The sequence below is a fragment of the Streptomyces sp. NPDC096176 genome (assembly GCF_044763255.1).
Taxonomy (GTDB): Bacteria; Actinomycetota; Actinomycetes; order Streptomycetales; family Streptomycetaceae; genus Streptomyces.
The window spans coordinates 63,131-86,171 of sequence record NZ_JBIWFV010000005.1; the positions used below are offsets into that span (position 1 = coordinate 63,131).

Sequence of the window (23,041 nt, forward strand, 5' to 3'; positions counted from 1 at the left end):
ATGGACCCATGGCCACCAGCAGCGTTGTCGTCGAGCGTCTGATCCTCGCGCCGCCCGGCCCCGTATGGGATGCCCTGACCGACATCCGGGGCTGGGAGCGCACGCTCAGCGGCGTGGAGAAGGTCGAGGTGCTGACCGAAGGCGGCTTCGGCGTCGGCACCCGGTGGCGCGAGACCCGGCGGATGCTGGGCAAGGCAGCCACGGAGGAGATGTACGTGACGGTGTGCGAGCCCCCCGAGCGTTATGTGGTGGAGGCCGATTCGCGAGGCACCCACTATGTCTCCCAGTTCACCGTCGTCCCCGCCGGTCCCAAGGCGACGACCGTCCGGCTGACGTTCGGTGCCGAGCCGCCCGGCGGCTTCATGGGCCTGCTCGCCAAGGTCCTCGGTCCGCTCGGCGCCAAAGCCGTGCGCAAGGCGATAGCAAGGGATCTCGACGACGTGGCCGCCGCGGTGGAGCGCCGCGGCGGCTGACACGGCAGCGGCTCTCCCTCGGGTCCGCCCGCCTGGCGCAGGCAAGCATCACAGAGGGCTCACGCAGGGCAGAAACCTTCCCATCTGACTACGGGAGAGGTGTCTCATGGCCACATCCGCACCGACGTCCACCGACTCACCGGACCGGCAGCCGGCCCTGAAACGGGCCATCGGGCCGAAGCTGCTGATCCTCTTCGTGATCGGCGACATCCTGGGCACCGGCATCTACGCCACCACGGGCAAGGTGGCGGGCAAGGTCGGCGGCGCCCTGTGGCTGCCCTTCGCGATCGGCTTCGTGGTGGCCATCCTGACGGCGGCGTCGTACGTGGAACTGGTCGGGAAGTATCCGAAGGCCGCCGGTGCCGCGCTCTACACGCAGAAGGCGTTCAAGATCCCCTTCCTGACCTTCATCGTCGCCTTCATGGTGATGTGCTCCGGCCTCTCCTCGGCCAGCGCCGCCGCCCGGGCATTCAGTGGGGACTACTTCCAGGAGTTCACCGACGCCGTGCCGCCCACCCTCATCGCGATCGTCTTCATCGTCGCCCTCGCCGCGCTGGCACTGCGCGGTGTGTCCGAGTCCGTGAAGACCAACGTCGTACTGACCGCCGTCGAGCTCACCGGCCTCCTGGTGATCCTGTCGATCGGCGCCTGGGCCGTATTCACCGGCGACGGAGAGCCGTCCCGGCTGGGCGAGTTCCAGGCCTCCGGCACCGGCTACGCACTGATCACCAGCGTCCTCGGGGCGACAGCCCTCGGGTTCTTCGCCTTCGTGGGCTTCGAGGACTCGGTCAACATGGTGGAGGAGACCCGCGATCCGCTCCGCACCTTCCCCCGCGCGATCTTCATCGGTGTCGCCGTCACCGGCACCATCTATGTGCTCGTCGCGCTGATCTCGTCGCTGCTCGTCGACTACCGCACGCTGGAGAAGTCCAGTGGCCCGCTGCTGGAGGTGGTCAAGGCCGGGGGAGTCGACTTCCCGCCCAGGCTCTTCGCGCTGATCGCCCTGTTCGCGGTCGCCAACTCCGCGCTGATCAACATCATGATGGCGTCCCGGCTCTGCTACGGGCTGGCCAACGAGAAGGTCCTGCCGCGCGGCATGGGCAAGGTCCTCCCCAGGCGCCGCACCCCTGTCACCGGAATCGTGTTCGTGACCCTGCTGGCCATCGGACTGGTGTCGACGGGCGAGATCCAGGGGCTCGGGGACACCACCGCGTTCCTGCTGCTCTGTGTCTTCGCGGTGGTCAACGTGGCCGTGCTGGTGCTGCGCAAGGACCGTGTGGAGCACGCTCACTTCCGTACGCCGACGATCCTGCCGGTCCTCGGCGCGATCACCGCGATCGCCCTGGCCAGCCCCATGGCCGACCGGGCGGCGGACGTCTACGTCCGAGCCGGCGTGCTGTTGGCCATCGGCATCGTGCTGTGGGCCGTCAACAAGGCGGTGCTGAAGCTGCGCCACGAGGAGGAGGCCGACCGAGGGAAGGCATAGGGGGCTCTCTTCCTACACGTTGGGGCGGACCTTAACGGGCCCGCGCATGTTCCGCTGGAAAATGCCAGAAACCCCTCCGGCCGGCGCCACGGTGCGTAACCTTTCCGTCACTGCCGCGTTCGTGCGCGGCACACCGAGGCGGGGAGGGGAGTCCGCGTGCCCGGAATCGACGAGTGCCTGCTGCAGGCCATGGTGGTGCCGGGGGCCCGTGGGGCCTCCATCGTGGACTGGACGAGCGGGCTCGCCCTCGGCGCCGTCGGGGAGACCCCCGGCGGCGACCACGAGGCGACGGCGGCGGAGACGGCCGAACTGGCCCGGATGGCCGCCGAGTACCCGTCGTTCGCTCCCGAGGAGACCCACCCCGAAAGCCTCAAGGGGTTACCCGTCGAGGACCTCATCGTCACCACCCGCACCGGGTATCACGTGGTGCGGTTCGTGGAGACGACGTTCGACAGCAGTGTGTTCCTGCACCTCTGGCTCGACCGGGAGACCGGCAACCTGGCGCTCGCCCGGCTGCGCCTCGCGGACCTCGCAGAGCGGCTGGTCCTCGGATGACCGCACCAGTGACGGACGCGGCGACGGACGCGGTGACGGCCCTCTCGCCCATGCTCGGCAGGCTCGCGCAGGAGCGGGCCACCGGCGTCCTCGTCCGTGACCACGGTGCCCTCTACCTCGCCGACGGCCTGGTCGTGCACGCCGAAAGCCCCGCCGCGCCCGGTCTCGACGTCCTCCTGACGGCGGGCGGCCGCCTCCCGCGCACGGGTTGGGACGAGGCGGTCGCCAAGGCCGGCGCGCGCAGGGAGGTGGCGCGCTTCCTCGTCGACAGTGGGCAGGTCGCCGACGGGGAGCTGGAGATCTGCCACCTCGGCGCCCTCCACGACGCCGCGTTCTTCACGCTGGCACCCGGCAGCGGGCCGACCCGCTTCCGCTACGGCGTCGCCCACTGGATCGGCACCGTGCGTCCCGTGCCCGCCGCGGCCGTGGCCCGCGAGGCCCGCAGGCGGCGCGGGCTGCTCGACTCCGTCTGGCCCCACCCGGAGGTCGACACCGCGCCCCTGCGGCGCCTCCCGCCCGGATACGGCGCGACGGCCACCCCCAGACAGCGGGCGCTGCTGGCGCTCGCCGACGGTGTCCGTACCCCCTCTGCCATCGCCAGGGCCATGGGCCGGCCGGCCTTCAACACCCTGCTCGACGTACGGCGGCTGGCCGCGGCCGGGCTCGTCGAGACACCGTCCGGACCGGCCACGACCGATCCTGCCCCGCTGCCCGCCTGGGTCGCCGAATTCCCCGCCGACCCGGACATCGCCCTGCTACGCCGGCTCCGCGACGCTCTGGAGGCAAGCCTGTGACACACCGCACGACCCACCGGGCCCCGCGCACCGCGTCATGAGGCGTGCCCTGAGGCTGCGCGCCGAGAGGAGACAGCTCATGACGGCCGAGACCGAGGTGCTCGGTGAAATCAGACGCCTGCGCGCCCGTATGCCGCAGCTGACCGGCGTGCTCGCGGCGAGCATCGACGGCCTGGTGCTGGCGGCGGACACCACGGAGGCGGAGAGCGTCGCCGCCCTCACGGCGGCCGCGCTCTCGGTAGCGCAGCGGCTGACCGAGACCACCGGGCAGGGCGGCTTCAAGGAGCTGCTCGTCCGGGGCGAGGCGGGCTATGTCGCCACCTACGCGGCCGGCGCCTCCGCCGTGCTGACCGTGCTGGCCGAGCCCCGTACCAACGTGGGCCGGCTCCACCTCGAGGCCCGTCGGGCCGGTGCCCGTGTCGGGGCGCTGGTCGACGCCGCTCTCGAACGATCCCAGGACGCCTGACGCGATGGCCGCCTCCCCCGCGAACCCCGCGGAACCACCACCCGCACGGGCCGGCAGAAGCACCCGGACCGGCCGCACCACCGCAAGAACAACCACCAGACGGAAGGAAAGAACGCCTGCCATGGCCAACACAGAGACCGCGCTCAAGGAAGCCACCACCATCGAGGGCGCCATCGGCGCCGCGCTCGTCGACTACACCAGCGGCATGGCGCTGGGCACCATCGGCGGCAGCAAGGACCTCGATCTGACCGTGGCCGCGGCGGGCAACACCGACGTGGTCCGCGCCAAGGTCCGCACGATGGAGCACCTGGGCCTCAAGGACGAGATCGAGGACATCCTGATCACGCTCGGCTCCCAGTACCACCTGATCCGGCTGATGAAGGGCCGCGGCACCAACGGACTGTTCCTGTATCTGGCACTCGACAAGGAACGGGCGAACCTGGCGATGGCCCGCCACCAGCTGAAGAAGATCGAGGCCGAACTGGAGATCTGAGCCGGTCCGAGCCCTATCGGCGCCGCGCCCCTCCGGGCGCGGCGTCGCCGGCCGCGATCCCGGTGGTGCGAAACCCCTCGACCGGCCTGCCCGCCGCACCGGCGGCCAGCCAGTCGGTCCGCATCCACAGCAGCGCCTCCTCGGCACGCTCGCGGCGGCCCAGCCACGCCGCCTTGAGCCACAGACCCGTCCCCGCACCCGCCAGCACCGCCCCGCCCGCAGCCGGCAGCACGAGCGAGCTCGCCACAGCGGCCAGGAAGGCGAGCAGCAGCCACCAGCTCTTGGGCCGACGCACCACCCGCAGCGTCACCCGGCGGTCCTGGAGCACATCGTGCCGTCCCGCGCGCGTGGCACAGGAAGCGAGAAGTGTGTAGCGACCGCGGCGTGCGAGGGCGACGACAGCGGCCGTCACCAGGAACAGAGCGGCCCCCGCGAAGAGGCCGATACGACGGCCGGTGAGACCGGGCAGCAGCACACCGATCCCGGCGGCCAGAACACCCAGCCACCACAGGGGCGCCGCCCCTGCCCTCACGACCACCGCCACTCGCGCCAGCGACTGCGTCCCGCGACCCACTTCCGTACTCCCTCCGAGAGATCCGCACGGCCGATCCATGCCGTGGGCGCGGAGGATATCGGCCGTGTCTGAAGGGCGCCTGAGAAGAACCCCTTGTCCGGGCGGAGTTGTCACTCGGCGAAGAGACCGCGTTCGACCGCCCGGGCGTCGAAGTCCTCCAGCCGGGCCTGCGCGTCCGGCAGTCCGTCGCACATCGCCTCCAGCAGAACCCGTCCGAGCAGCATCGGCGCACACGCCGTGTCGAAGGCCAGGCCGGTGCCGACCGCCGCCGGGATCAGCAGATCGCTGTGCACGGCGACCGGCGCGAACGCCGAGTCGGCGACCGTCACCACCGTGAGGCCGACGGAGCGCGCGTACTCCAGTGCCTCGACGACCTCCTTGGGGTGCCGTGGCAGGGCGAAACACAGCAGCGCACTCGCGCCGGCCCGTCCGGCGGCGTCGATACGGTCCGGGAGCATCGAGCCGCCCTCGTCGAGCAGCCGTACGTCCGGGTGCACCTTGGCCGCGAAGTAGGCGAACCCGCGCGCCTGCGAGGCCGCGGCCCGCAGCCCCAGCACCGGCAGCGGCCGGGAGGCGGCCAGCAGCCGCCCGGCGCGCTCGACGAGCGCGGGCTCGGCGAGCATCTCCGCGAGCCGGCGCAGATTCTCGATCTCGGCCTGGACGGCCTGCTGGTACTCGTTGAAGGCGTCGCCGCCGGTGGCGGTCTCCGGCGGCACGACCTCGCGCAGATGCCTGCGCAGCGCCGGGTAGCCGTCGAAGCCGAGAGCGACGGCGAAACGGGTGACGGACGGCTGGCTCACCCCGGCGAGCTCCGCCAGCTCCACACTGGACAGGAACGGCACGTCGGCGGCGCGACGCACCATGCAGTGCGCGATGCGGCGCTGGGTGGGGGTGAGCCGGTGTCCCTCGAACAGCTGCTGCAGTCGTCCGGCAGGGCTGTCGCTCATGCCATCCCCCATCCTCCGGCCTGCCTATTCAGTCACCAAGAACTCTGCATGACGATATGCAGGCCGGGCAAGGCAGGCGGGGGTCGATGATCCGCGCAAGGAGCGGGCCGCGGCTCAGGACGCCGGGTGCGGCTCCATGAACTCCAGCCGGTTGCCGAACGGGTCGTGTGCGTAGAAGCGGTCGTGCCCGGGGAATTCGCCGTCCCACGTCACCTCGTGGCCGCACTCCTCCAGACGCGCGGCAAGGCTACGGAGAGAGCGGACCAGGATGCCGGGGTGGGCCTTGCGGGCAGGCGCGAAGTCCTGTTCGACACCGAGGTGGACCTCGAGGCCGCCGCCGCGGAACCAGCAGCCGCCTCGGGCGGCGAGCACCGGCGGCTTCTGCAGCTCGCGCATGCCGAGCACGTCCCCCCAGAAGCGGCGGCACCGGTCCTCGGCCCCGGGCGGGACCGCCAGCTGGACGTGGTGCAGACCGCCGAAGTGGTGGTCCGCGGTGACGTCGGCGCTCATCGGCTCTTCCCCCGTGTGTTCGACTGCGTCCGTCGGCACATGCTCGCACGGCGGTGGGACTCTGCTCCGGCTGTTCCCGAAGAAGATCCTCTTCCTGCCGGCCCCTGAGAAAGAGGGGGGCTACCCCCACTGACACCGCGGTCGGCCCGGCCGTAGTTTCTGTGCCATGGAAGCCCGCGACCCTGAGCTCAAAAAGGAGCTCGACGCCACCCTCCACGCCCGCCGCGACCTGGGCGAGGAGTACGAGTCCGCACTCGTCGAGTCGTTCCTGGAGAAGGTGGAGGAGCGGCTCGACACCACCGTCGACCGCCGGGTCAGGCGCCGGCTCGCCGAACAACAGATGACGGTCGCCCGCGGCCCCGGCCGGCAGCAGTCCGGGGACAACTTCGGGGAGCGCTTCGGCTTCGCCATCATCACGATGATCCTGGCCATCCCGCTCTCCGCAATCGGCGTGGCCAACGCTGACCTGCCGGGCCTGATCGTGACCTGGCTCGGGATCGTCGGCGTGAACGTGGCCCATGCGGCGCACGCCTGGCCCTGGCAGCGCAAGTCCCGGTCGGCAGGGTCCGAGTGGGACGAGTGACGGAGGCCGGCGCCGGCTGAGCCCGCCGCCCCGCGCAACGCGGTCGGGGTGCAGCACGGTTCGGCGCAACGCGATTCGGGGTGCAAAGTGGTGCGCGGGGACCGCCGCACCCCCGGCCGAGGGCCGGGGGCCGGGACGACAGCGGTCCCCGCGAAGGACACGGGCCGGGTCAGGACCGGTTTTCCGCGTCCGGGGCGTCTTTGGAGGTCCGGGAGCCGCTCCGGAAGTCCTGTGACGCCGCCACTTGTGCCGACCGGGTTACCTGCCCGGTACCCCCGCCGACATCAACCACTGTGCCGGACGCGTGTTAAGCGGGTGCTGCGCGTACATGACGTGCGCGTGCCGATTGCACGAAACGGCGTCCGTGAGGACTACTTGCCGCCCTTCGCGAGGAACGCCAGCAGGTCCTGACGGCTCACCACACCCGTCGGCTTGCCTTCGACCAGCACGATCGCCGCGTCCGCCGCGCCGAGCACCGACATCAGGTCGCCGACCGGCTCGCCGGAGCCGACCTGCGGCAGCGGCGCGGACATGTGCTTCTCCAGCGGATCGCCCAGGGACGCGCTCTGCGTGAACAGCGCGTCGAGCAGCTCGCGCTCGACGACGGAGCCGATGACCTCCGCGGCCATCACGTCCGGGTGGCCGGCGCCCGGCTTCACGATGGGCATCTGCGAGACGCCGTACTCCCGGAGCACCTCGATGGCCTGCCCGACCGTCTCCTCCGGGTGCATGTGCACCAGGCTGGGGATGCCGCCGGCCTCCTTGTCGCGCAGCACGTCACCGACGCACGCGGCACCCTCGCCCGCCAGGAAGCCGTAGTCGGCCATCCACTCGTCGTTGAAGATCTTGCTCAGGTAGCCGCGGCCGCTGTCGGGCAGCAGGACGACCACGATGTCGTCGGGTCCCAGCCGCTCCGCGACGCGCAGGGCCGCGACGACGGCCATGCCGCAGGAGCCGCCGACCAGCAGGCCCTCCTCCTTGGCGAGGCGGCGCGTCATCTGGAAGGAGTCCTTGTCGGACACGGCGACGATCTCGTCCGTCACGGTCCGGTCGTACGCGGAGGGCCAGAAGTCCTCACCGACGCCCTCGACGAGGTACGGACGGCCCGAACCGCCCGAGTACACGGAGCCCTCGGGGTCCGCGCCGATGATCTTGACCTTGCCGTCGCTGACTTCCTTCAGATAGCGACCGGTGCCGGAGATCGTGCCGCCGGTGCCGATGCCCGCGACGAAGTGCGTGATCCGCCCGTCCGTCTGCTCCCACAGCTCGGGCCCTGTGGTCTCGTAGTGCGAGCGCGGGTTGTTGGGGTTGGAGTACTGGTCCGGCTTCCAGGCACCCGGCGTCTCGCGCACCAGACGGTCGGAGACGTTGTAGTACGAGTCCGGGTGCTCGGGGTCGACGGCCGTGGGGCACACGACGACCTCGGCGCCGTACGCGCGCAGCACATTGATCTTGTCCGTGGACACCTTGTCCGGGCAGACGAAGATGCACTTGTAGCCCTTCTGCTGGGCCACGATCGCAAGTCCTACGCCGGTGTTGCCGCTCGTCGGCTCGACGATCGTGCCGCCGGGCTGCAGGGCGCCGCTCTCCTCCGCCGCCTCGATCATCCGCAGGGCGATCCGGTCCTTCACCGACCCGCCCGGGTTGAAGTACTCCACCTTGGCGAGGACGGTCGCAGAAATGCCTGCGGTCACGCTGTTCAGCTTCACCAGCGGGGTGTCGCCGACAAGACTGATCATCGAGTTGTGGATACGCACAATGTTCTCCGGGGTCTCCGTGATGGTGCGCCCAGCGTAAGCGGCCGAACGTGGGATTGGGCGACGGTGGCTGCGGGGCAGTTAGGTCATGTACGGCAACAAGGCCTGCGAGGGCTGCGGCCGCGGCGGCTGCGGCCCCGCGGGCTGCGAGGAGGTGGCTCGGACTGTGTCGAGGGCGAGGGTGGCGCGGCGTATCGCGGCAGGCGCGGCGTACGGCGGAGGCAGTATCGGGCTGCTGGGAGCGGCGGCGGTCGGTCTGGTCCTGGCGGAGGTCCAACTGGCCAAACGCACCGTCGGCGGGGGCAGGGCCCCCATCCCGCCACGGGGCGACGGGCTGTACGGGCTCGCCTTCGGCCGTGACAACCCCCTGCACCTCGGCGTCCTGGGCGACTCCACCGCGGCCGGCCAAGGCGTGCGCCGGGCGGGCCAGACGCCGGGAGCTCTGCTGGCCTCCGGCCTGGCCGCCGTGGCGGAGCGGCCGGTCGAGGTCCGCAATGTCGCACTCCCGGGGGCGCAGTCGGACGACCTGGAGCGCCAGGTGACGCAGCTGCTCGCCGACCGTACGCGTACACCGGACGTCTGCGTGATCATGATCGGCGCGAACGACGTCACCCACCGGATGCCGCCCACCCAGTCCGTGCGCTACCTCGCCTCCGCGGTGCGCAGGCTGCGCACCGCGGGAGCCGAGGTGGTCGTCGGCACGTGCCCGGACCTCGGGACCATCGAGCCGGTCTACCAACCGCTGCGCTGGCTGGCGCGCCGGGTGAGCCGTCAGCTCGCGGCGGCTCAGACGATCGTGGCGGTGGAACAGGGCGGTCGTACGGTCTCGCTCGGCGACCTGCTCGGCCCCGAGTTCGCGGCGAACCCGCGCGAGATGTTCGGGGTGGACAACTACCACCCGTCGGCGGAGGGCTACGCGACGGCGGTGATGGCCATGCTGCCGACGCTGTGCGCGGTGCTGGGCCTGTGGCCGGAGAGCGACACGCTGGACGCGGACCGGGACGAGGACATGCTGCCGGTCGCACGGGCGGCGGCCACGGCCGCGTCGGAGGCCGGTACGGAGGTCACGGGCGCTCGCGCCCCCTGGGCGCTCCTCAAGCACCGGCGGCGCCGGCGCCTCCCGGCACCAGAGGCCACGCCTCCGTCCGTCCCGGACAGCGAGCCCGCGAAGGGGCGCGCGGGGAGCGGCTGAGGCGAGGGCCCGGCCCGGGGGCTCCGCCCCCGGCCCGGGTCCCGCCGAGCGCGTGCGGGCACGGGCGGTAGCCGGTTTCGGGCAGGGCCGGGGCGGGGAAGAGCCCTTCCCGGAGGGTCATAAGCAAGCGCCCGCTTAGAAAAGAGGCCCGCATCACACCATCCGCACAGTGACCCACGCGGTACGTACCGGTAACTTCCCAAGCAGCCCTTCCGTCTTCCCCTCATGGAGCCGTGATGCCCGAAGCCGTGATCGTCTCTGCCGCCCGTTCCCCGATCGGCCGGGCCTTCAAGGGCTCGCTCAAGGACGTCCGCCCCGACGACCTGACCGCCGAGATCATCAAGGCCGCGCTCGCCAAGGTGCCCGAGCTCGACCCGCGTGACATCGACGACCTGATGCTCGGCTGCGGCCTCCCCGGCGGCGAGCAGGGCAACAACCTGGGCCGCATCGTGGCCGTCCAGATGGGGATGGACCACCTCCCCGGCTGTACCGTCACCCGCTACTGCTCCTCGTCGCTGCAGACCTCCCGCATGGCCATGCACGCCATCAAGGCCGGCGAGGGCGACGTCTTCATCTCGGCGGGCGTCGAGATGGTGTCCCGCTTCGTGAAGGGCAACTCCGACAGCCTGCCGGACACGCACAACCCCTTCTTCGCCGAGGCGGAGGCCCGCACCGCCGCCGTCGCCGAGTCCGAGGGCTCCACTTGGCACGACCCGCGCGAGGACGGCCTGGTTCCGGACGCGTACATCGCGATGGGCCAGACCGCGGAGAACCTCGCCCGCCTCAAGGGCGTCACCCGCCAGGACATGGACGAGTTCGGCGTGCGTTCGCAGAACCTCGCGGAGGAGGCCATCAAGAACGGCTTCTGGGCGCGCGAGATCACTCCGGTCACCACCCCGGACGGCACGGTCGTCAGCACGGACGACGGTCCGCGCGCCGGTGTGACCCTTGAGGGCGTGCAGGGCCTGAAGCCGGTGTTCCGCCCCGACGGACTGGTCACGGCCGGCAACTGTTGCCCGCTCAACGACGGTGCCGCCGCGCTCGTGATCATGAGCGACACCAAGGCCCGCGAGCTCGGCCTGACCCCATTGGCCCGGATCGTCTCCACCGGTGTCTCCGGCCTGTCCCCCGAGATCATGGGTCTCGGCCCGGTCGAGGCTTCCAAGCAGGCGCTCACGCGGGCCGGCCTGACCACGTCCGACATCGACCTCGTCGAGATCAACGAGGCCTTCGCCGCGCAGGTCGTCCCGTCCTACCGCGACCTCGGCTTCGACCTGGAGAAGGTCAACGTCAACGGCGGCGCGATCGCGGTCGGCCACCCCTTCGGAATGACGGGCGCGCGCATCACCGGCACGCTGATCAACAGCCTCCAGTTCCACGACAAGCAGTTCGGTCTCGAGACCATGTGCGTGGGCGGCGGCCAGGGCATGGCGATGGTGATCGAGCGGCTGAGCTGAACCGAGCCGGTCCGGCCGACGCAGGCGTTTGAGCCTGCCTCGGATCTCAGTTCGTGACTGAATCTCCCCCAGGATGTGACCTATGTCCTGGGGGAGAAGCCTTTCTGCAGGTCACAGCAGCTCCACTGCTGAACATGAGGCTCAAAGTCCTGTCCATTTCGTGACGTAATGCACTGACAGGACGCGCGGGTTCATCGCAAGCTGATGTAGAAGTCGGGGGATCCGATTGAAACCGGGAGTAAGTCAGTGAGCGCCATGTCTCTTGCCCTGCTGCTGACCACGGCCGCCGCCACGGCCGTGGGCGCCGCTGCCCTGCACGCCGCCCACGGGCTCCGTAAGCAGGTCACGGCCCTGCGCAGCGAGCTCGCCGCGGCGTCCGGGCTCGCCGCCCGTACCGCGTCCGTGCCCCACGCCCGCACCGGTGACGCCGCCGAGATACGCGCGGCCGTCGCCGAGGCGCTCGCGGAGGAGCGCGAGCGGGAACTGGCCGAGGCGCGTGCCTTCTGGGCCGCGCAGGAAGCCCGCGACGCGGCCGACGCCTCCGCCCGCTACTCCGGCGACGGCTCCGGTTCGGTGCTGGGCGGGCTGTCCGGCGTCGGCGAGGAGATCCCGCCGTTCTACGTTCCGCGCCAGGCCGACTTCGTGGGCCTGGAGTCCATGGACCTGGAAGCGATGGAGGGTCTCGACGACATGGCGGACCTGCCCGAGGTGACCGAGTTCGCCGAGGACTCACCCGAGCTGGCAGCGGCCCGCCGCCGCCACCCCTCGCACCCCGACTTCGTGCCGGTCCAGACTCCGGTCGTCACCGACCATGAGCGCACGGTGGCCAAGCTCGAGGAGCTGGCCGACGCCGCCACCGAGCTGGCGGACGTACGCCCCGGCCCGCTGGGCACGCTGGACGTCTACGTCTTCACCGACGGCACCACACTCTGCATGACCCCCGGCCACCGGGAGACCGCCGAGCGCCTCGCGGACGCGCTGCGCGCAGGCAACGCGCCGGTGCTGCTGGGCGGATCCGGGGTGTCCGGTGCGTACGCCCTGACGTTTTCCTGCGGCGACGAGAGCGTGTACATCCTCGCGGACCGCGTGATCGCCTCCCACTGAGCCCAAGCGCCCCAGCGACCCCCGCCGACCCGGACGCCCCGCGCTCCGGGCGCGGCGCAAGTTCGGTTCGGATCTCCTGCCCCCTCCCGGCAAGCTCTGCCCTGTCACGCCGCCCAGCACGCACGCTCTCCCCGTGCCCCTCCGGGCACGGGAGGTACCCCCAGCGTTGGCCAAAGCCCTGGTAGCCCCGTTGCAGAGACGTCCGGCCGCCTTGCGATCTCCCCCCGTGGCCCTCCGGGCACGGGAGGTGCTCCCGGCACCGGGCGACGCTCCTTTACGGGCATTGCCGGTCACGGCACTAGAGGCCCGACCGCACGCTCGCCGCTCGGACCAGCGCCACCGCCTCGTCGAGTTCGCGCGAGCGCGCCGGCACGGCCGACCGAAGCGCTTCGGCCAAATCGTGCGCCGCCACCATCAGTTGGTCCGCGACCGCGAACACCCCCGCGTCCGGCATGATCCTCGGCTCGCCCGCCGGCTCCTCGATCTGCTGCTCCATGGCCGCCAGTTCCCTGGCCAGAGCCAGTCCCTCCGCCGCGGCCCCCTGCTGCAGTCGGCTCTGCGGCGCGGCCCGCAGACGGTCCGCGAAGCGGTCCGCCGCGGCGGTCAGTTCGGTCGTATCAAGCACGCCGCGACCCTACGCGCCCTCCCGGGACTGTTGCCAATACGCGCACGCTCAGGCACGGTGGCGTGAAGAGCACAACGTGCAATGCGTCCGGAGGCGCCGATGTCCCAAGTCTTCTCCGAAGAGACCCACCGAAATCTGCTCTCCCGAATCCCCGAGTGCACCGGTCGTGAGATCTCCGACTGGCTCCGCACCGTCGACGAAGGGCCGTCTCTCTTCCGCTTCGAGGAGAAGGTCAGCTGGCTCCGCGGCGAACACAACCTCGCGTACGGCCATGCGAAAGCGATCATCCACGAGTACGACCTGAGGCGCGCCGCGCGCAAGCTTCTCTAGACACCTCAGGTGCCGCACACGACGGAAGGGCCCGCAGGCATTGCCTGCGGGCCCTTCGTGCGGCCGGTCGGTCCGTCCGGCCGCGGCCGACTAGTCGTCGCCGCTGAAGATCGCCACCAGACGCAGCATCTCCAGGTAGATCCACACCAGCGTCACCGTGAGGCCGAAGGCCGCCAGCCACGACTCCTGACGGGGCGCGCCGTAGGCGATGCCGTCCTCGACCTCCTTGAAGTTGAGAGTGAGGAAGAAGCAGCCGATCAGGATGGCCAGGATGCCGACGATCGCGCCGATCGGCCCGAAGCTGCGCAGCCCGCCGTCGTCGGCGACGCCGAAGACCACGAGAAGCAGGTTCACCGCCATCACGGCGATGAAGGCGATGGCGATGGTCATGCCGATGCGGGCATACCGCGCGGTGACCCGGATCCAGCGCTGCTTGTACACGAACAGCATGGCGCCGGTGACGGCCATGGTGCCGAGCACCGCCTGGAAGGGCGCGCCGTCCCAGCGGCTGTTGAACATCTCGCTGATCACGCCGAGGAAGATGCCCTCGAAGGCCGCGTAGCTCAGGATCAGCGCGGGCGACGGCTTGCGCTTGAAGGACTGGACGATCGCGAGGACGAAGGCCACGAGGGCCGAGCCGATGGCGATCCCATAGCTGGTGGGCGAAACCGGCAGGACCGCCCAGGCGAGGACGGCACCGAGGACGACCGTGCCCAGCGTCATGCCGGTACGCGTGACGACGTCGTCCATCGTCATGACGTCCGTGCGGACCTGCGCGGGCGCGCCGTGCTGGGTGTCCGCCGGAGCGTACGGGTTGGTGGCGTACGGGTTGCCTGTGCCCTGTGCGTACGGGTTCGTCGCGACAGCGGGGCCCCCGGCCTGCGGCTGCTGCGCGTTGAAGCCCGCGTAGCCGTTGTCGCGGCTGAACCCCCGTCGCGAGAAGACCGGGTTGCTGCTCCTCATCTCACTCCTCCTTGGCCACCGTGCGCGGCCTAGAAGTCAAGAGTAATGCGGGGGCAAAGGAATCGCCCTAGTGCTCGGGGAGGATCTTTCCGAGATCGTTGCACGGGGCCTGCCCGTGAGCTGCGGCCGGAGCCTCCCGGCGCCGCAGCGGACTCCGGTGCCGATCGTGTGTTCTTCAGCCTTCACGCACCGGGCCGAGTGCCCGCCGCCGTCGGGCGGCAGGGCTCTCGGCGGCTGCGGTCGCCCGGCCGGCACCGGCCTGGGGCGGCTGGGCGAATGTGCCCGGAGCCGGACTTGAACCGGCACGCCCCGAGGGGCAGCGAGGTTTAAGCTCGCCGTGTCTGCATTCCACCACCCGGGCGAGGCGCGACGGCTCCGCGTTGGCACCTGAGCCTATCGGTGCTGATCGCCTCGCCATCGGGGACGATGGCCCGATCTTGTCTTATTTTATTGGCGCCTGAGGGAGTGTCAGACCAGGTAGGGGAGTATTCGTGCCCGCCTGCTACCGCCTGCGGCCCCCGCCGGGGAGACCAGGGAATGACGGAAAAGCGCCCTCCGGTCCCCCATGCCGACGTCGGGGCACCGTCATCCCAAAGGAGGAGGGACGTGGCGGCCGGTCCGACCCAAGAGGGCCACAGGAACGGGCATCGGGACTGACGATCCGCGGCCTTGACGCGGACAGGATAGGAGAGTCGCCCACAGCACTTCCGACAGGAGCTCTTCTCGTGACCACCACCTCCATCGCTCACCGCGCCACCGCAGTGGCGGCCCGCGCCACGGACCTGTCCAAGGTGTACGGACAGGGCGAGACCCAGGTGGTCGCGCTGAACCACGTGAGCGTCGACTTCCGGCAGGCCGAGTTCACCGCGATCATGGGCCCGTCCGGCTCCGGCAAGTCGACGCTGATGCACTGCGTCGCCGGCCTGGACACCTTCAGCTCCGGCTCCGTGCGCATCGGCGACACGGAACTCGGCAGCCTCAAGGACAAGCAGCTGACGCAGCTGCGCCGCGACAAGATCGGTTTCATCTTCCAGGCCTTCAACCTGCTGCCGACCCTGACCGCCCTGGAGAACATCACCCTCCCCATGGACATCGCCGGCCGCAAGCCCGACAAGGAGTGGCTGCAGCGGGTCATCGACATGGTGGGGCTGCGCGACCGGCTCGGACACCGGCCCACCCAACTCTCCGGCGGCCAGCAGCAGCGCGTGGCCGTCGCCCGTGCCCTCGCCTCCCGGCCGGAGATCATCTTCGGTGACGAACCGACCGGAAACCTGGACTCCCGCTCCGGCGCCGAGGTGCTCGGCTTCCTGCGCAACTCGGTGCGCGAGCTCGGCCAGACCGTGGTCATGGTGACGCACGACCCGGTCGCCGCCTCCTACGCGGACCGGGTCGTCTTCCTCGCGGACGGCGCGATCGTCGACGAGATGCTGGACCCCACCGCGGACGGCGTCCTCGACCGTATGAAGGCCTTCGACGCCAAGGGCCGTACGAGCTGACGCCCCGGGGCCGCCGCCCCGCCCGTCCCAGGTTCGAAGCCCCCGAGCGCCGCCCGCAGGCAGCCTCGGTCCCGCCCGTGGCCCCGCCCGGCGCCACGTGCGACCGCGTGCGCCGGCGCCGCGCCGCCCCCTCAGACCTTCCCTGTACCGCCCGGCCCCGGCCGAGCCCGCACGGCTCGGCCCCGGCGCCCGGCGCCCACTCCCAGGACACCCACATGTTCCGTACCGCCCTGCGCAATGTGCTCGCGCACAAGGCCAGGCTGCTGATGACCGTCCTCGCCGTGATGCTCGGCGTGGCCTTCGTCTCCGGCACGCTGGTCTTCACCGACACCCTCGGCAACGCCTACCGCAAGCAGTCGGCCAAGAGCTACGACAACGTCGCGGTAGCCGTGACGACCTACGCCGGCCCCGCCGACGGCGCGAAGGACGCCGGCATCGACGAGAAGACCCTGGAGAAGATCCGGGCCGTCGACGGCGTCGCCGGCGCCACCGGCCGGGTATCCGGCTTCGCCGGCGTCGCCGACCAGGACGGCAGGCTGATCGGCAACGGCTGGTCCAACACCGGTGCCAACTTCGCCCCCGGCAAGGACGGCAAGGACGTGGCGTACACGTTCACCGACGGCTCGGGGCCGCGGGCCGACGACGAGATCGCCCTCGACAAGGACTCCGCCGCCAAGGGCGCGTACAAGGTCGGCGACACCGTGCGGGTGGCCACCAACGGCCCGGTGAAGGAGTACACCCTCGCCGGTGTCTTCACCACCGAGGACGGCGCGGTCAACGCGGGCGGCAGCCTGGTCCTCTTCGACACCGCGATCGCCCAGAAGCTGTATCTGCAGCCCGGATACTTCAAGGACGTCACGGTCGCCGCCGAGACCGGCGCCTCCGACAGCAAGATCCTCGCCGCGATGGAACCGCTGCTCCCCAAGGACTCCGAGGCGCAGACCGGGAAGGAACTGGCGGACGAGCAGGCCCGGCAGATCGAGAGCGGTCTGTCGAACATGAACACGATGCTGCTCGCGTTCGCGGCCATCGCCCTCTTCGTCGGCGTCTTCCTGATCGCCAACACCTTCACCATGCTGGTCGCCCAGCGCACCAGGGAGCTGGCGCTGATGCGTGCCGTCGGCGCGTCCCGCCGGCAGGTCAAGCGCTCCGTGATCCTCGAGGCGCTGGTCGTCGGGGCGGTCGCGTCGGTGGTCGGTTTCCTGCTGGGCCTCGGTCTCGCCACGGGTCTGCGATCGGCGATGAGCACCTTCGGCGCGAAGGTGCCGGCGGGACCGCTGGTCGTCTCCCCCACGGCGGTCGCCGCGGCCCTGGGCGTCGGTGTGTTCATCACGGTGCTGGCCGCATGGCTGCCCGCCCGCCGGGCCGCGAAGATCGCGCCGGTGGCGGCGATGAGCAGCGTGCACGCGGTGGCCACCACCAAGTCGCTGGTGCTGCGGAACACCATCGGCGGCGTGATCACGCTGCTCGGCGCGGCCACGATCGTCGCCGGTGCGGCGGCGGGCTCGGACGGCCGGATGATCATCGGTGGCGGCGCGTTCCTGGCGCTGGTCGGCATCATCGTCCTGATTCCGCTGCTGTCCCGCCCGGTGATCGCCTTGGTGCGGCCGCTGCTGCAGGGCGTCTTCGGGGTGGCGGGCAAGCTCGCCGGACAGAACGCGGTGCGCAATCCGCGCCGTACGGGGGCCACTGCCTCCGCGCTGGCGATCGGGCTCACCCTGGTCACCGGGATCTCGGTACTCGGCGCCACGATGGGCCGGGCCGTGGACCAGATGACCACGGACAACATCCGGGCCGACTACATGGTCTCGATGGCCGGCGGCGGCGCGCTGGACAAGTCGGCGCTCGACGCGATCGAGAAGGCGGAGGGCATCAGCGCCGTCTCCCCGCAGCAGGCCTCCTCGATGGAGATCAAGGGGGAGTGGCACTCGGCGTCCGCGGTCGCCCCGGGCGACGTGGAGCAGGTCTTCGATCTGAAGACGGTCTCCGGCTCGCTCGCCACGCTCGGCAAGGGACAGATCGCCGTCGACGACAAGACCGCCAAGTCGAACGGCTGGAAGACGGGTGACACCCTGCCCGCCGAGTTCGGCGAAGAGGGCAAGAAGAAGACCAAGAACCTGACGGTCGGCGCTGTCTACAAGGGCAACGAGTTCCTCTCCCCGATCCTGGTCGCCACCGACGTCGTCGCCCCGTTCGAGCCGAAGCCGTACATCCCCGAGGTCTGGGTGACGATGGACGGCGGCGCGACCGAGGCGAACGAGCAGGCGCTGATCGACGCGCTGGGCGACAACCCGGCGATGAGCGTCATGGACCAGCAGGACATCCGGAACATGTTCGGCGGCTTCATCAACACCGCACTGAACATCATGTACGGGCTGCTGGCGATGGCCCTGATCATCGCGGTGCTCGGCGTCATCAACACCCTGGCGATGTCCGTCTTCGAGCGTCAGCAGGAGATCGGCATGCTCCGGGCGATCGGACTGGACCGCGGCAAGGTGAAGCGGATGATCCGTCTGGAGGCCGTGGTGATCTCGGTCTTCGGCGCGGTGGTCGGCATCGGGCTCGGTTCGTTCCTCGCCTGGGCGATCGGCGAGACGATCCGCAAGGAGATCCCCGGCTATGTGCTCGTCATGCCGTGGGACCGGATCGGGATCTTCCTGCTGCTGGCCGGTGTCGTCGGTGTGCTGGCCGCGATGTGGCCGGCGCGGAGCGCGGCGAAGCTCAACATGCTGACGGCGATCAAGACGGAGTAGCGGCTCCTCGAAGGAAGGCCCCGTGGCCGTGTGCTGTGCACACGGCCACGGGGCCTTTTTGTCGTCCCGTCCCTCAGCGCCAGTCGCGGCTGCGCAGCGGCATTCCTGAGTTGCCGCTCTGCGGGGTCTTCACCGCGAGGATCTGGTTGACACCGATCCTGTTGCGCTCGAACGAGAGGGCCGACGCCGCCATGTAGAGCCGCCACACCCGGGCACGGCCGACCGATGCCGACCGCGCGGCCTGCGGCCACGCTCTCTCGAGGTTGTCGACCCATGCGCGCAGGGTGCGGGCGTAGTGCTCGCGGATGGCGTGGACGTCACGGACTTCGAAGCCCGCCTGCTCCAGGGTCGCGACGGTACGCCCGACGGGTGCCAGTTCGCCGTCGGGGAAGACGTACCGGTCGATGAACTCGTCGACGCGATAGGCGGCTTCGTCCTTCTCCGGTCGGCGGGCGATCTGGTGGTTGAGCAGCCGGCCGCCGGGCCGCAGGAGGGAGAACAGCTGGTCGGCGTACTCGCGGTAGCGGACCCGCCCGACGTGCTCGGCCATGCCGATGGACGAAATGGCGTCGTACGGCCCGTCCTTGACGTCCCGGTAGTCCTGGACGCGGATCTCGATCCGGTCGGTGAGGCCCTCGTCCGCGATGCGCTTGCGGGCGTACGCGGCCTGCTCGCGGGAGAGGGTCACGCCGGTGACCTGGGCGCCGTACTCACGGGCGGCGTGGATGGCCATGGAGCCCCAGCCGCAGCCGACGTCGAGGAGCCGGTCGCCCTCCTTCAGCTCGAGCTTGCGGCAGATCAGGTCGAGCTTGTCGCGCTGCGCGTCCTCGAGGGTGCCCGCCTCGTCCCAGTAGGCGCACGAGTAGACCATGGACGGCCCGAGCACCAGCTCGTAGAAGTTGTTGCCGACGTCGTAGTGGTGGCTGATGGCCTCCTTGTCGCGCCGCCTGGTGTGCAGCGGGCCGGTGCGGCGCCGCAGCTCCTCCACGGGCGGGGGCGGCGGCGGCAGTGGCCGTCCGAGCTTCAGCAGTCCGCGGGCGGCGGCTCGCAGCCGCGGGTCGAGCGCGGGGTGGACAGCGGTCTTCTGGTCGGGGCCGCGCTCCCAGACCAGGCCGGCGAGCACGTTCAGGGCCTCGTACAGATCGCCGTCGATGTCGATCTCCCCGGCGACCCAGGCCCGCGCGAGCCCCAGCTCGCCCGGCCGCCACAACAGGCGTCGCAGGGCGCGCCGGTGGCGTACGACGAGGGTGGGCGCGCCCGGTGGCCCGGATTCGCTGCCGTCCCAGGCGCGGATGCGTAGGGGGAGCGGGTCTCCCAGCAGTTCCTCGGCAAGAGTGGTCAGCCGCAACGCGGCATCGGCCATGGCGCACACCTCCGTGACGGTGGTTCCCACGAACGCCCGGCGGCCCCGGCGACGGGGTGCCCGGTGTACTTCCCTCAACATGCGACCACCGTCAGTGCTTCCCCGGAACACGCAACGCGCAGGCAGGTTGGCCGGAGATGACACCTGGTCGGAGGCAGCCGTCGGCCCGGCGGGGCAGCTGCGGGACGCGGGAACGCCGAAGGGGCCGTCCGCACCACGGATGGCGGACGGCCCCTTCGGAGGGGTACCGGTGCTGCTAGGAGGCCTTGGCCTTCTCGGCCTCCGGCTTGGCGACGACCGGAGCCGGCTTGGCAGCCTCGTAGAACTCCTCGCGCGGCGACTCCATCGCGCCGAGGGAGACGACCTCGCGCTTGAGGAACATCGCCAGCGTCCAGTCGGCGAACACGCGGATCTTGCGGTTCCAGGTCGGCATGGCCATGCCGTGGTACGTACGGTGCATGTACCAGGCCAGCCGGCCCTTGAGCTTGATCTTCATCTTGCCCATGACGATCATCGCGACGCCCTTGTGCAGGCCGAGACCGGCGACCGCACCCTTGTTCGCGTGCTCGTAGTCCTTCTGCGGGAAGCCGCGCATACCGGAGATGACGTTGTCACCGAGGATCTTCGCCTGACGCAGCGCGTGCTGGGCGTTCGGCGGGCACCAGGCGTTCTCCACGCCGGCCTTGCGGGCGGCCATGTCCGGGACCTGGGCGTTGTCGCCCGCGGCCCAGATGTAGTCGGTGCCCTTGACCTGGAGCTTCTCGGTGCAGTCCACGTGGCCGCGGGGGCCGAGCGGGAGGCCGTAGCGGGCGAGCGCCGGGTTCGGCTTCACGCCGGCGGTCCACACGATGGTGTTGGAGTCGACCTCGAGGCCGTTCTTCAGCACGACGTGGCCGTCGACGCAGGAGTCCATGGAGGTGGAGAGGTAGATCTCGACCCCGCGGGCCTCCAAGTGCTCCTTGCCGTACTTGCCCAGCTTGGGGCCGACCTCGGGAAGGATCTTGTCCGCGGCGTCGACGAGGATGAAGCGCATGTCCTCGCGCTTGACGTTGCTGTAGTACTTCGCCGCGTCGCGGGCCAGGTCCTCGACCTCACCTATGGTCTCGGCGCCGGCGAAGCCACCGCCGACGAAGACGAAGGTCAGCGCCTTGCGGCGGACGTCCTCGTCGGTCGTCGAGTCGGCCTTGTCCAGCTGCTCGAGAACGTGGTTGCGCAGGCCGATGGCTTCCTCGATGCCCTTCATGCCGATGCCCTGCTCGGCAAGGCCGGGGATCGGGAAGGTACGGGAGATCGCACCGAGGGCGATCACCAGGTAGTCGAAGGGCAGCTCGTACGCCTCGCCGACGAGCGGCGAGACCGTCGCGACCTTGCGGTCCTGGTCGATGGTCGTGACCCGGCCGGTGAGAACCTCGGCCTTGGGCAGCACGCGTCGCAGCGGGACGACGACATGCCGAGGCGAGATGCTGCCGGCAGCAGCTTCGGGAAGGAAGGGCTGGTACGTCATGTACGACCGCGGGTCGACGACCGTGACGGTCGCCTCGGCGTAGCGCATCTTCTTCAGAATGCGCCGAGCCGCGTACAGGCCTACGTACCCACCGCCTACTACGAGGATCCTGGGACGCTCCGTGGTGCTCATGCCATCGAGTATCCACCCCCCTCGGAGGGGGTGCTCGTGAGCCCCTTCACAAGGTCCTGGGTGCACTCTGCTACACTCCGCCGCCCACGTGACCGAGGTCATGGCGCCAACGGGGAACCACCGTGTATCCGAGGACGTTGATCACCGCTCTGAGCTGGCCCGCTGGGCCAAAGGGCGGGTGAACCAACCGGCCCTTCCGCTCTGTGGGCCACAGCAGCCGAACGCCTTCGAATGTGCTCGTCCGACCCCGGCAAGCGCGCAAGAAGGGGCGTTCGGGCCTCCGGAGAACCCCTCAGGGCCCTTTTCCTTGTGAAGAACTTCACGAACTTTCTCTTCGGAGCCGCGCGAGAGCCGCGCCGGAGCGGCCCGGGGAGGCCCGGGGAGGCCCCACCGGCCCCCGGGACACCCCCCGCGGCGGCCTCCGCGCCCCCTGAAAGGGCCATCACCGCCGCCCATGCCGGCGGTGGCTCGATCTGTGAGGAGCGGCACCTCCATGGCGTGGGGCGGCACCCCCCGATCAGCGCGTGAGCAGTGCGATCACGCCGGTTCCGTCCTCTTCGCCGTGCCCCTCCTCGAGGTGGCGCGCCATCAGTGACATGTAGGGGGTCAGCAGCTCCGGGCTGACTCCCTGCTCGTCCGCCGTGCGCAGCATGGTCGTGTTCCCCGCGACCATCATGGTGAGGTTGGAGACGACGCCCGTGGTGTAGTCACCGCTCTCCAGCCGGTCACCGGTCGTGTGCACCATGGGCGCCATGGCGACGAGCCAGTCCGCGAGCAGCGCGGCAAATTCCTTCGGCGCGATGTCCTCCTTGCGGATCAGCGCGAACGCATGGTGGATTCCGGCGAACATCCCCGTCATCGCGCTCAGCAGCGCCACGTCGTGAAGCGCGGCGAAGCCGTGGTCCTCACCCACGTACGTCGCGCCGGTCGGCACAGCCAGGGTGTCCCGGTGCTCCTCGAAGAGGTCGCGGGGGCCGCTGTAGAGGACGTAGCCCCCGGAGTCCGGCGCACCGATCATGGGCGGGACCGCCATGATCCCGCCGTCCAGCAGACGCGCCCCGCGCTCGGCCGCCCATGCGGCGCGGCCCCGCGCGTCACCGGGACTGCCGGTGGTGAGGTTCACGAGGTCCTTACCGGTCAGGTCGGCATCGGCGAGGACCTCTCCGACGGAGGCGTCGTCAAGCAGGCAGAGCACCACGAGCTCGTTCGCGGAGACGGCCTCCGCGGCAGAGGCGGCGACGCTCGCGCCCTCGGCCGCGAGCGGCTCGGTCCGGGCGGCAGTGCGGTTCCAGACGGTGACCGGATGCCCGGCGGCGAGCCAAGTGCGGGCCAGGGCGGTGCCCATGGCACCGAGCCCGAGAACGGAAAGTGGACGCTTTTCGACGGCGTTGTCAGTCATGCCGTTTAGCCTTGTCGCAGGCCCCACGACCATCAAGTACGCACTTTGAAGTGGGTGGTTACCCCGGGGTGAGTGAGCAGGCAGG

The 23,041-nt window shown here is 70.5% G+C and carries 22 protein-coding genes and 1 tRNA gene; 13 read left to right on the top strand and 10 right to left on the bottom strand.

Annotation, left to right across the window (positions count from 1 at the left end):
- Positions 1-8 precede the first annotated feature (8 nt).
- The 6 genes from ACIQ7Q_RS15030 (at position 9) to ACIQ7Q_RS15055 (ending at position 4,267) form a co-directional block, all read left to right on the top strand.
- On the top strand, positions 9-473 hold the full coding sequence (locus ACIQ7Q_RS15030; protein ID WP_403860740.1) for an SRPBCC family protein: 465 nt from the start codon (positions 9-11) through the stop codon (positions 471-473).
- 106 nt (positions 474-579) lie between these two features.
- On the top strand, positions 580-1,959 hold the full coding sequence (locus ACIQ7Q_RS15035; protein WP_403860742.1) for an APC family permease: 1,380 nt from the start codon (positions 580-582) through the stop codon (positions 1,957-1,959).
- A gap of 156 nt (positions 1,960-2,115) precedes the next feature.
- Positions 2,116-2,514, top strand: a complete 399-nt coding sequence (locus tag ACIQ7Q_RS15040) for a hypothetical protein (protein WP_403860745.1) — start codon at positions 2,116-2,118, stop codon at positions 2,512-2,514.
- Positions 2,511-3,308 (top strand): transcriptional regulator, encoded by a 798-nt coding sequence (locus ACIQ7Q_RS15045; protein WP_403860748.1) that lies wholly within the window; start codon positions 2,511-2,513, stop codon positions 3,306-3,308. The genes ACIQ7Q_RS15040 and ACIQ7Q_RS15045 overlap by 4 nt, the downstream gene beginning before the upstream one ends.
- A 79-nt stretch (positions 3,309-3,387) precedes the next feature.
- On the top strand, positions 3,388-3,774 hold the full coding sequence (locus tag ACIQ7Q_RS15050) for a roadblock/LC7 domain-containing protein (protein WP_403860751.1): 387 nt from the start codon (positions 3,388-3,390) through the stop codon (positions 3,772-3,774).
- Positions 3,775-3,895: 121 nt separating this feature from the next.
- Positions 3,896-4,267, top strand: coding sequence for a hypothetical protein (locus ACIQ7Q_RS15055; RefSeq protein ID WP_403860754.1), 372 nt, complete (start codon positions 3,896-3,898; stop codon positions 4,265-4,267).
- Between the two features lie 13 nt (positions 4,268-4,280).
- Here ACIQ7Q_RS15055 and ACIQ7Q_RS15060 read toward each other — a convergent pair whose 3' ends face one another.
- The 3 genes from ACIQ7Q_RS15060 to ACIQ7Q_RS15070 all read right to left on the bottom strand — a co-directional run bounded on the left by ACIQ7Q_RS15060 (position 4,281) and on the right by ACIQ7Q_RS15070 (position 6,298).
- Entirely contained in the window at positions 4,281-4,841 is a 561-nt protein-coding gene (locus ACIQ7Q_RS15060) for a hypothetical protein (RefSeq protein WP_403860757.1), read from the bottom strand.
- Between the two features lie 110 nt (positions 4,842-4,951).
- Positions 4,952-5,788, bottom strand: coding sequence for a MurR/RpiR family transcriptional regulator (locus ACIQ7Q_RS15065; protein WP_403860760.1), 837 nt, complete (start codon positions 5,786-5,788; stop codon positions 4,952-4,954).
- Between the two features lie 114 nt (positions 5,789-5,902).
- Complete coding sequence (locus ACIQ7Q_RS15070; protein WP_403860762.1) at positions 5,903-6,298, bottom strand: VOC family protein; 396 nt, start codon at positions 6,296-6,298, stop codon at positions 5,903-5,905.
- A 166-nt stretch (positions 6,299-6,464) separates the two neighbouring features.
- Between ACIQ7Q_RS15070 and ACIQ7Q_RS15075 the strand changes: the two genes are divergently transcribed.
- On the top strand, positions 6,465-6,881 hold the full coding sequence (locus ACIQ7Q_RS15075) for a hypothetical protein (RefSeq protein ID WP_403860765.1): 417 nt from the start codon (positions 6,465-6,467) through the stop codon (positions 6,879-6,881).
- 371 nt (positions 6,882-7,252) lie between these two features.
- Here the strand turns inward: ACIQ7Q_RS15075 and ACIQ7Q_RS15080 are convergent, their stop codons facing one another.
- On the bottom strand, positions 7,253-8,638 hold the full coding sequence (locus tag ACIQ7Q_RS15080; protein WP_403860768.1) for a cystathionine beta-synthase: 1,386 nt from the start codon (positions 8,636-8,638) through the stop codon (positions 7,253-7,255).
- 181 nt (positions 8,639-8,819) lie between these two features.
- On the opposite strand from ACIQ7Q_RS15080, the gene ACIQ7Q_RS15085 reads away from it, so the two are divergent.
- The 3 genes from ACIQ7Q_RS15085 to ACIQ7Q_RS15095 all read left to right on the top strand — a co-directional run bounded on the left by ACIQ7Q_RS15085 (position 8,820) and on the right by ACIQ7Q_RS15095 (position 12,391).
- The gene (locus tag ACIQ7Q_RS15085; RefSeq protein WP_403862118.1) at positions 8,820-9,830 is read left to right on the top strand and encodes an SGNH/GDSL hydrolase family protein; all 1,011 of its coding nucleotides are present in this window, start codon (positions 8,820-8,822) and stop codon (positions 9,828-9,830) included.
- A gap of 236 nt (positions 9,831-10,066) precedes the next feature.
- A complete protein-coding gene (locus ACIQ7Q_RS15090) occupies positions 10,067-11,287 on the top strand; it encodes an acetyl-CoA C-acetyltransferase (RefSeq protein ID WP_403860771.1) in 1,221 nt (406 codons plus the stop codon).
- Positions 11,288-11,542: 255 nt separating this feature from the next.
- Positions 11,543-12,391 carry a hypothetical protein gene (locus ACIQ7Q_RS15095; RefSeq protein WP_403862121.1) on the top strand — a complete coding sequence of 283 codons (849 nt, stop codon included), beginning with the start codon at positions 11,543-11,545 and terminating at the stop codon, positions 12,389-12,391.
- 298 nt (positions 12,392-12,689) lie between these two features.
- Here ACIQ7Q_RS15095 and ACIQ7Q_RS15100 read toward each other — a convergent pair whose 3' ends face one another.
- Positions 12,690-13,016: a hypothetical protein gene (locus tag ACIQ7Q_RS15100; protein ID WP_403860774.1), complete on the bottom strand. Its 327-nt coding sequence runs from the start codon at positions 13,014-13,016 to the stop codon at positions 12,690-12,692.
- 99 nt (positions 13,017-13,115) lie between these two features.
- Here ACIQ7Q_RS15100 and ACIQ7Q_RS15105 point away from each other — a divergent pair, with 99 nt between their 5' ends.
- Positions 13,116-13,346 carry a DUF4287 domain-containing protein gene (locus ACIQ7Q_RS15105; RefSeq protein WP_356637552.1) on the top strand — a complete coding sequence of 77 codons (231 nt, stop codon included), beginning with the start codon at positions 13,116-13,118 and terminating at the stop codon, positions 13,344-13,346.
- Positions 13,347-13,436: 90 nt separating this feature from the next.
- On the opposite strand, the gene ACIQ7Q_RS15110 is transcribed toward ACIQ7Q_RS15105, so the two are convergent.
- On the bottom strand, positions 13,437-14,309 hold the full coding sequence (locus tag ACIQ7Q_RS15110) for a Bax inhibitor-1/YccA family protein (protein WP_403860777.1): 873 nt from the start codon (positions 14,307-14,309) through the stop codon (positions 13,437-13,439).
- Between the two features lie 279 nt (positions 14,310-14,588).
- Positions 14,589-14,670: transfer RNA gene (locus tag ACIQ7Q_RS15115), tRNA-Leu, on the bottom strand.
- Between the two features lie 364 nt (positions 14,671-15,034).
- Here ACIQ7Q_RS15115 and ACIQ7Q_RS15120 point away from each other — a divergent pair.
- On the top strand, positions 15,035-15,805 hold the full coding sequence (locus tag ACIQ7Q_RS15120) for an ABC transporter ATP-binding protein (protein ID WP_403860780.1): 771 nt from the start codon (positions 15,035-15,037) through the stop codon (positions 15,803-15,805).
- Positions 15,806-16,020: 215 nt separating this feature from the next.
- Complete coding sequence (locus tag ACIQ7Q_RS15125) at positions 16,021-18,558, top strand: ABC transporter permease (protein WP_403860784.1); 2,538 nt, start codon at positions 16,021-16,023, stop codon at positions 18,556-18,558.
- 73 nt (positions 18,559-18,631) lie between these two features.
- On the opposite strand, the gene ACIQ7Q_RS15130 is transcribed toward ACIQ7Q_RS15125, so the two are convergent.
- From ACIQ7Q_RS15130 to ACIQ7Q_RS15140, 3 genes are all read right to left on the bottom strand, one after another.
- Positions 18,632-19,921 carry a class I SAM-dependent methyltransferase gene (locus ACIQ7Q_RS15130; RefSeq protein WP_403860787.1) on the bottom strand — a complete coding sequence of 430 codons (1,290 nt, stop codon included), beginning with the start codon at positions 19,919-19,921 and terminating at the stop codon, positions 18,632-18,634.
- A gap of 256 nt (positions 19,922-20,177) precedes the next feature.
- On the bottom strand, positions 20,178-21,557 hold the full coding sequence (locus tag ACIQ7Q_RS15135) for an NAD(P)/FAD-dependent oxidoreductase (RefSeq protein WP_403860790.1): 1,380 nt from the start codon (positions 21,555-21,557) through the stop codon (positions 20,178-20,180).
- A gap of 517 nt (positions 21,558-22,074) precedes the next feature.
- Positions 22,075-22,956, bottom strand: a complete 882-nt coding sequence (locus tag ACIQ7Q_RS15140; RefSeq protein WP_403860793.1) for an NAD(P)-dependent oxidoreductase — start codon at positions 22,954-22,956, stop codon at positions 22,075-22,077.
- Positions 22,957-23,041 lie beyond the last annotated feature (85 nt).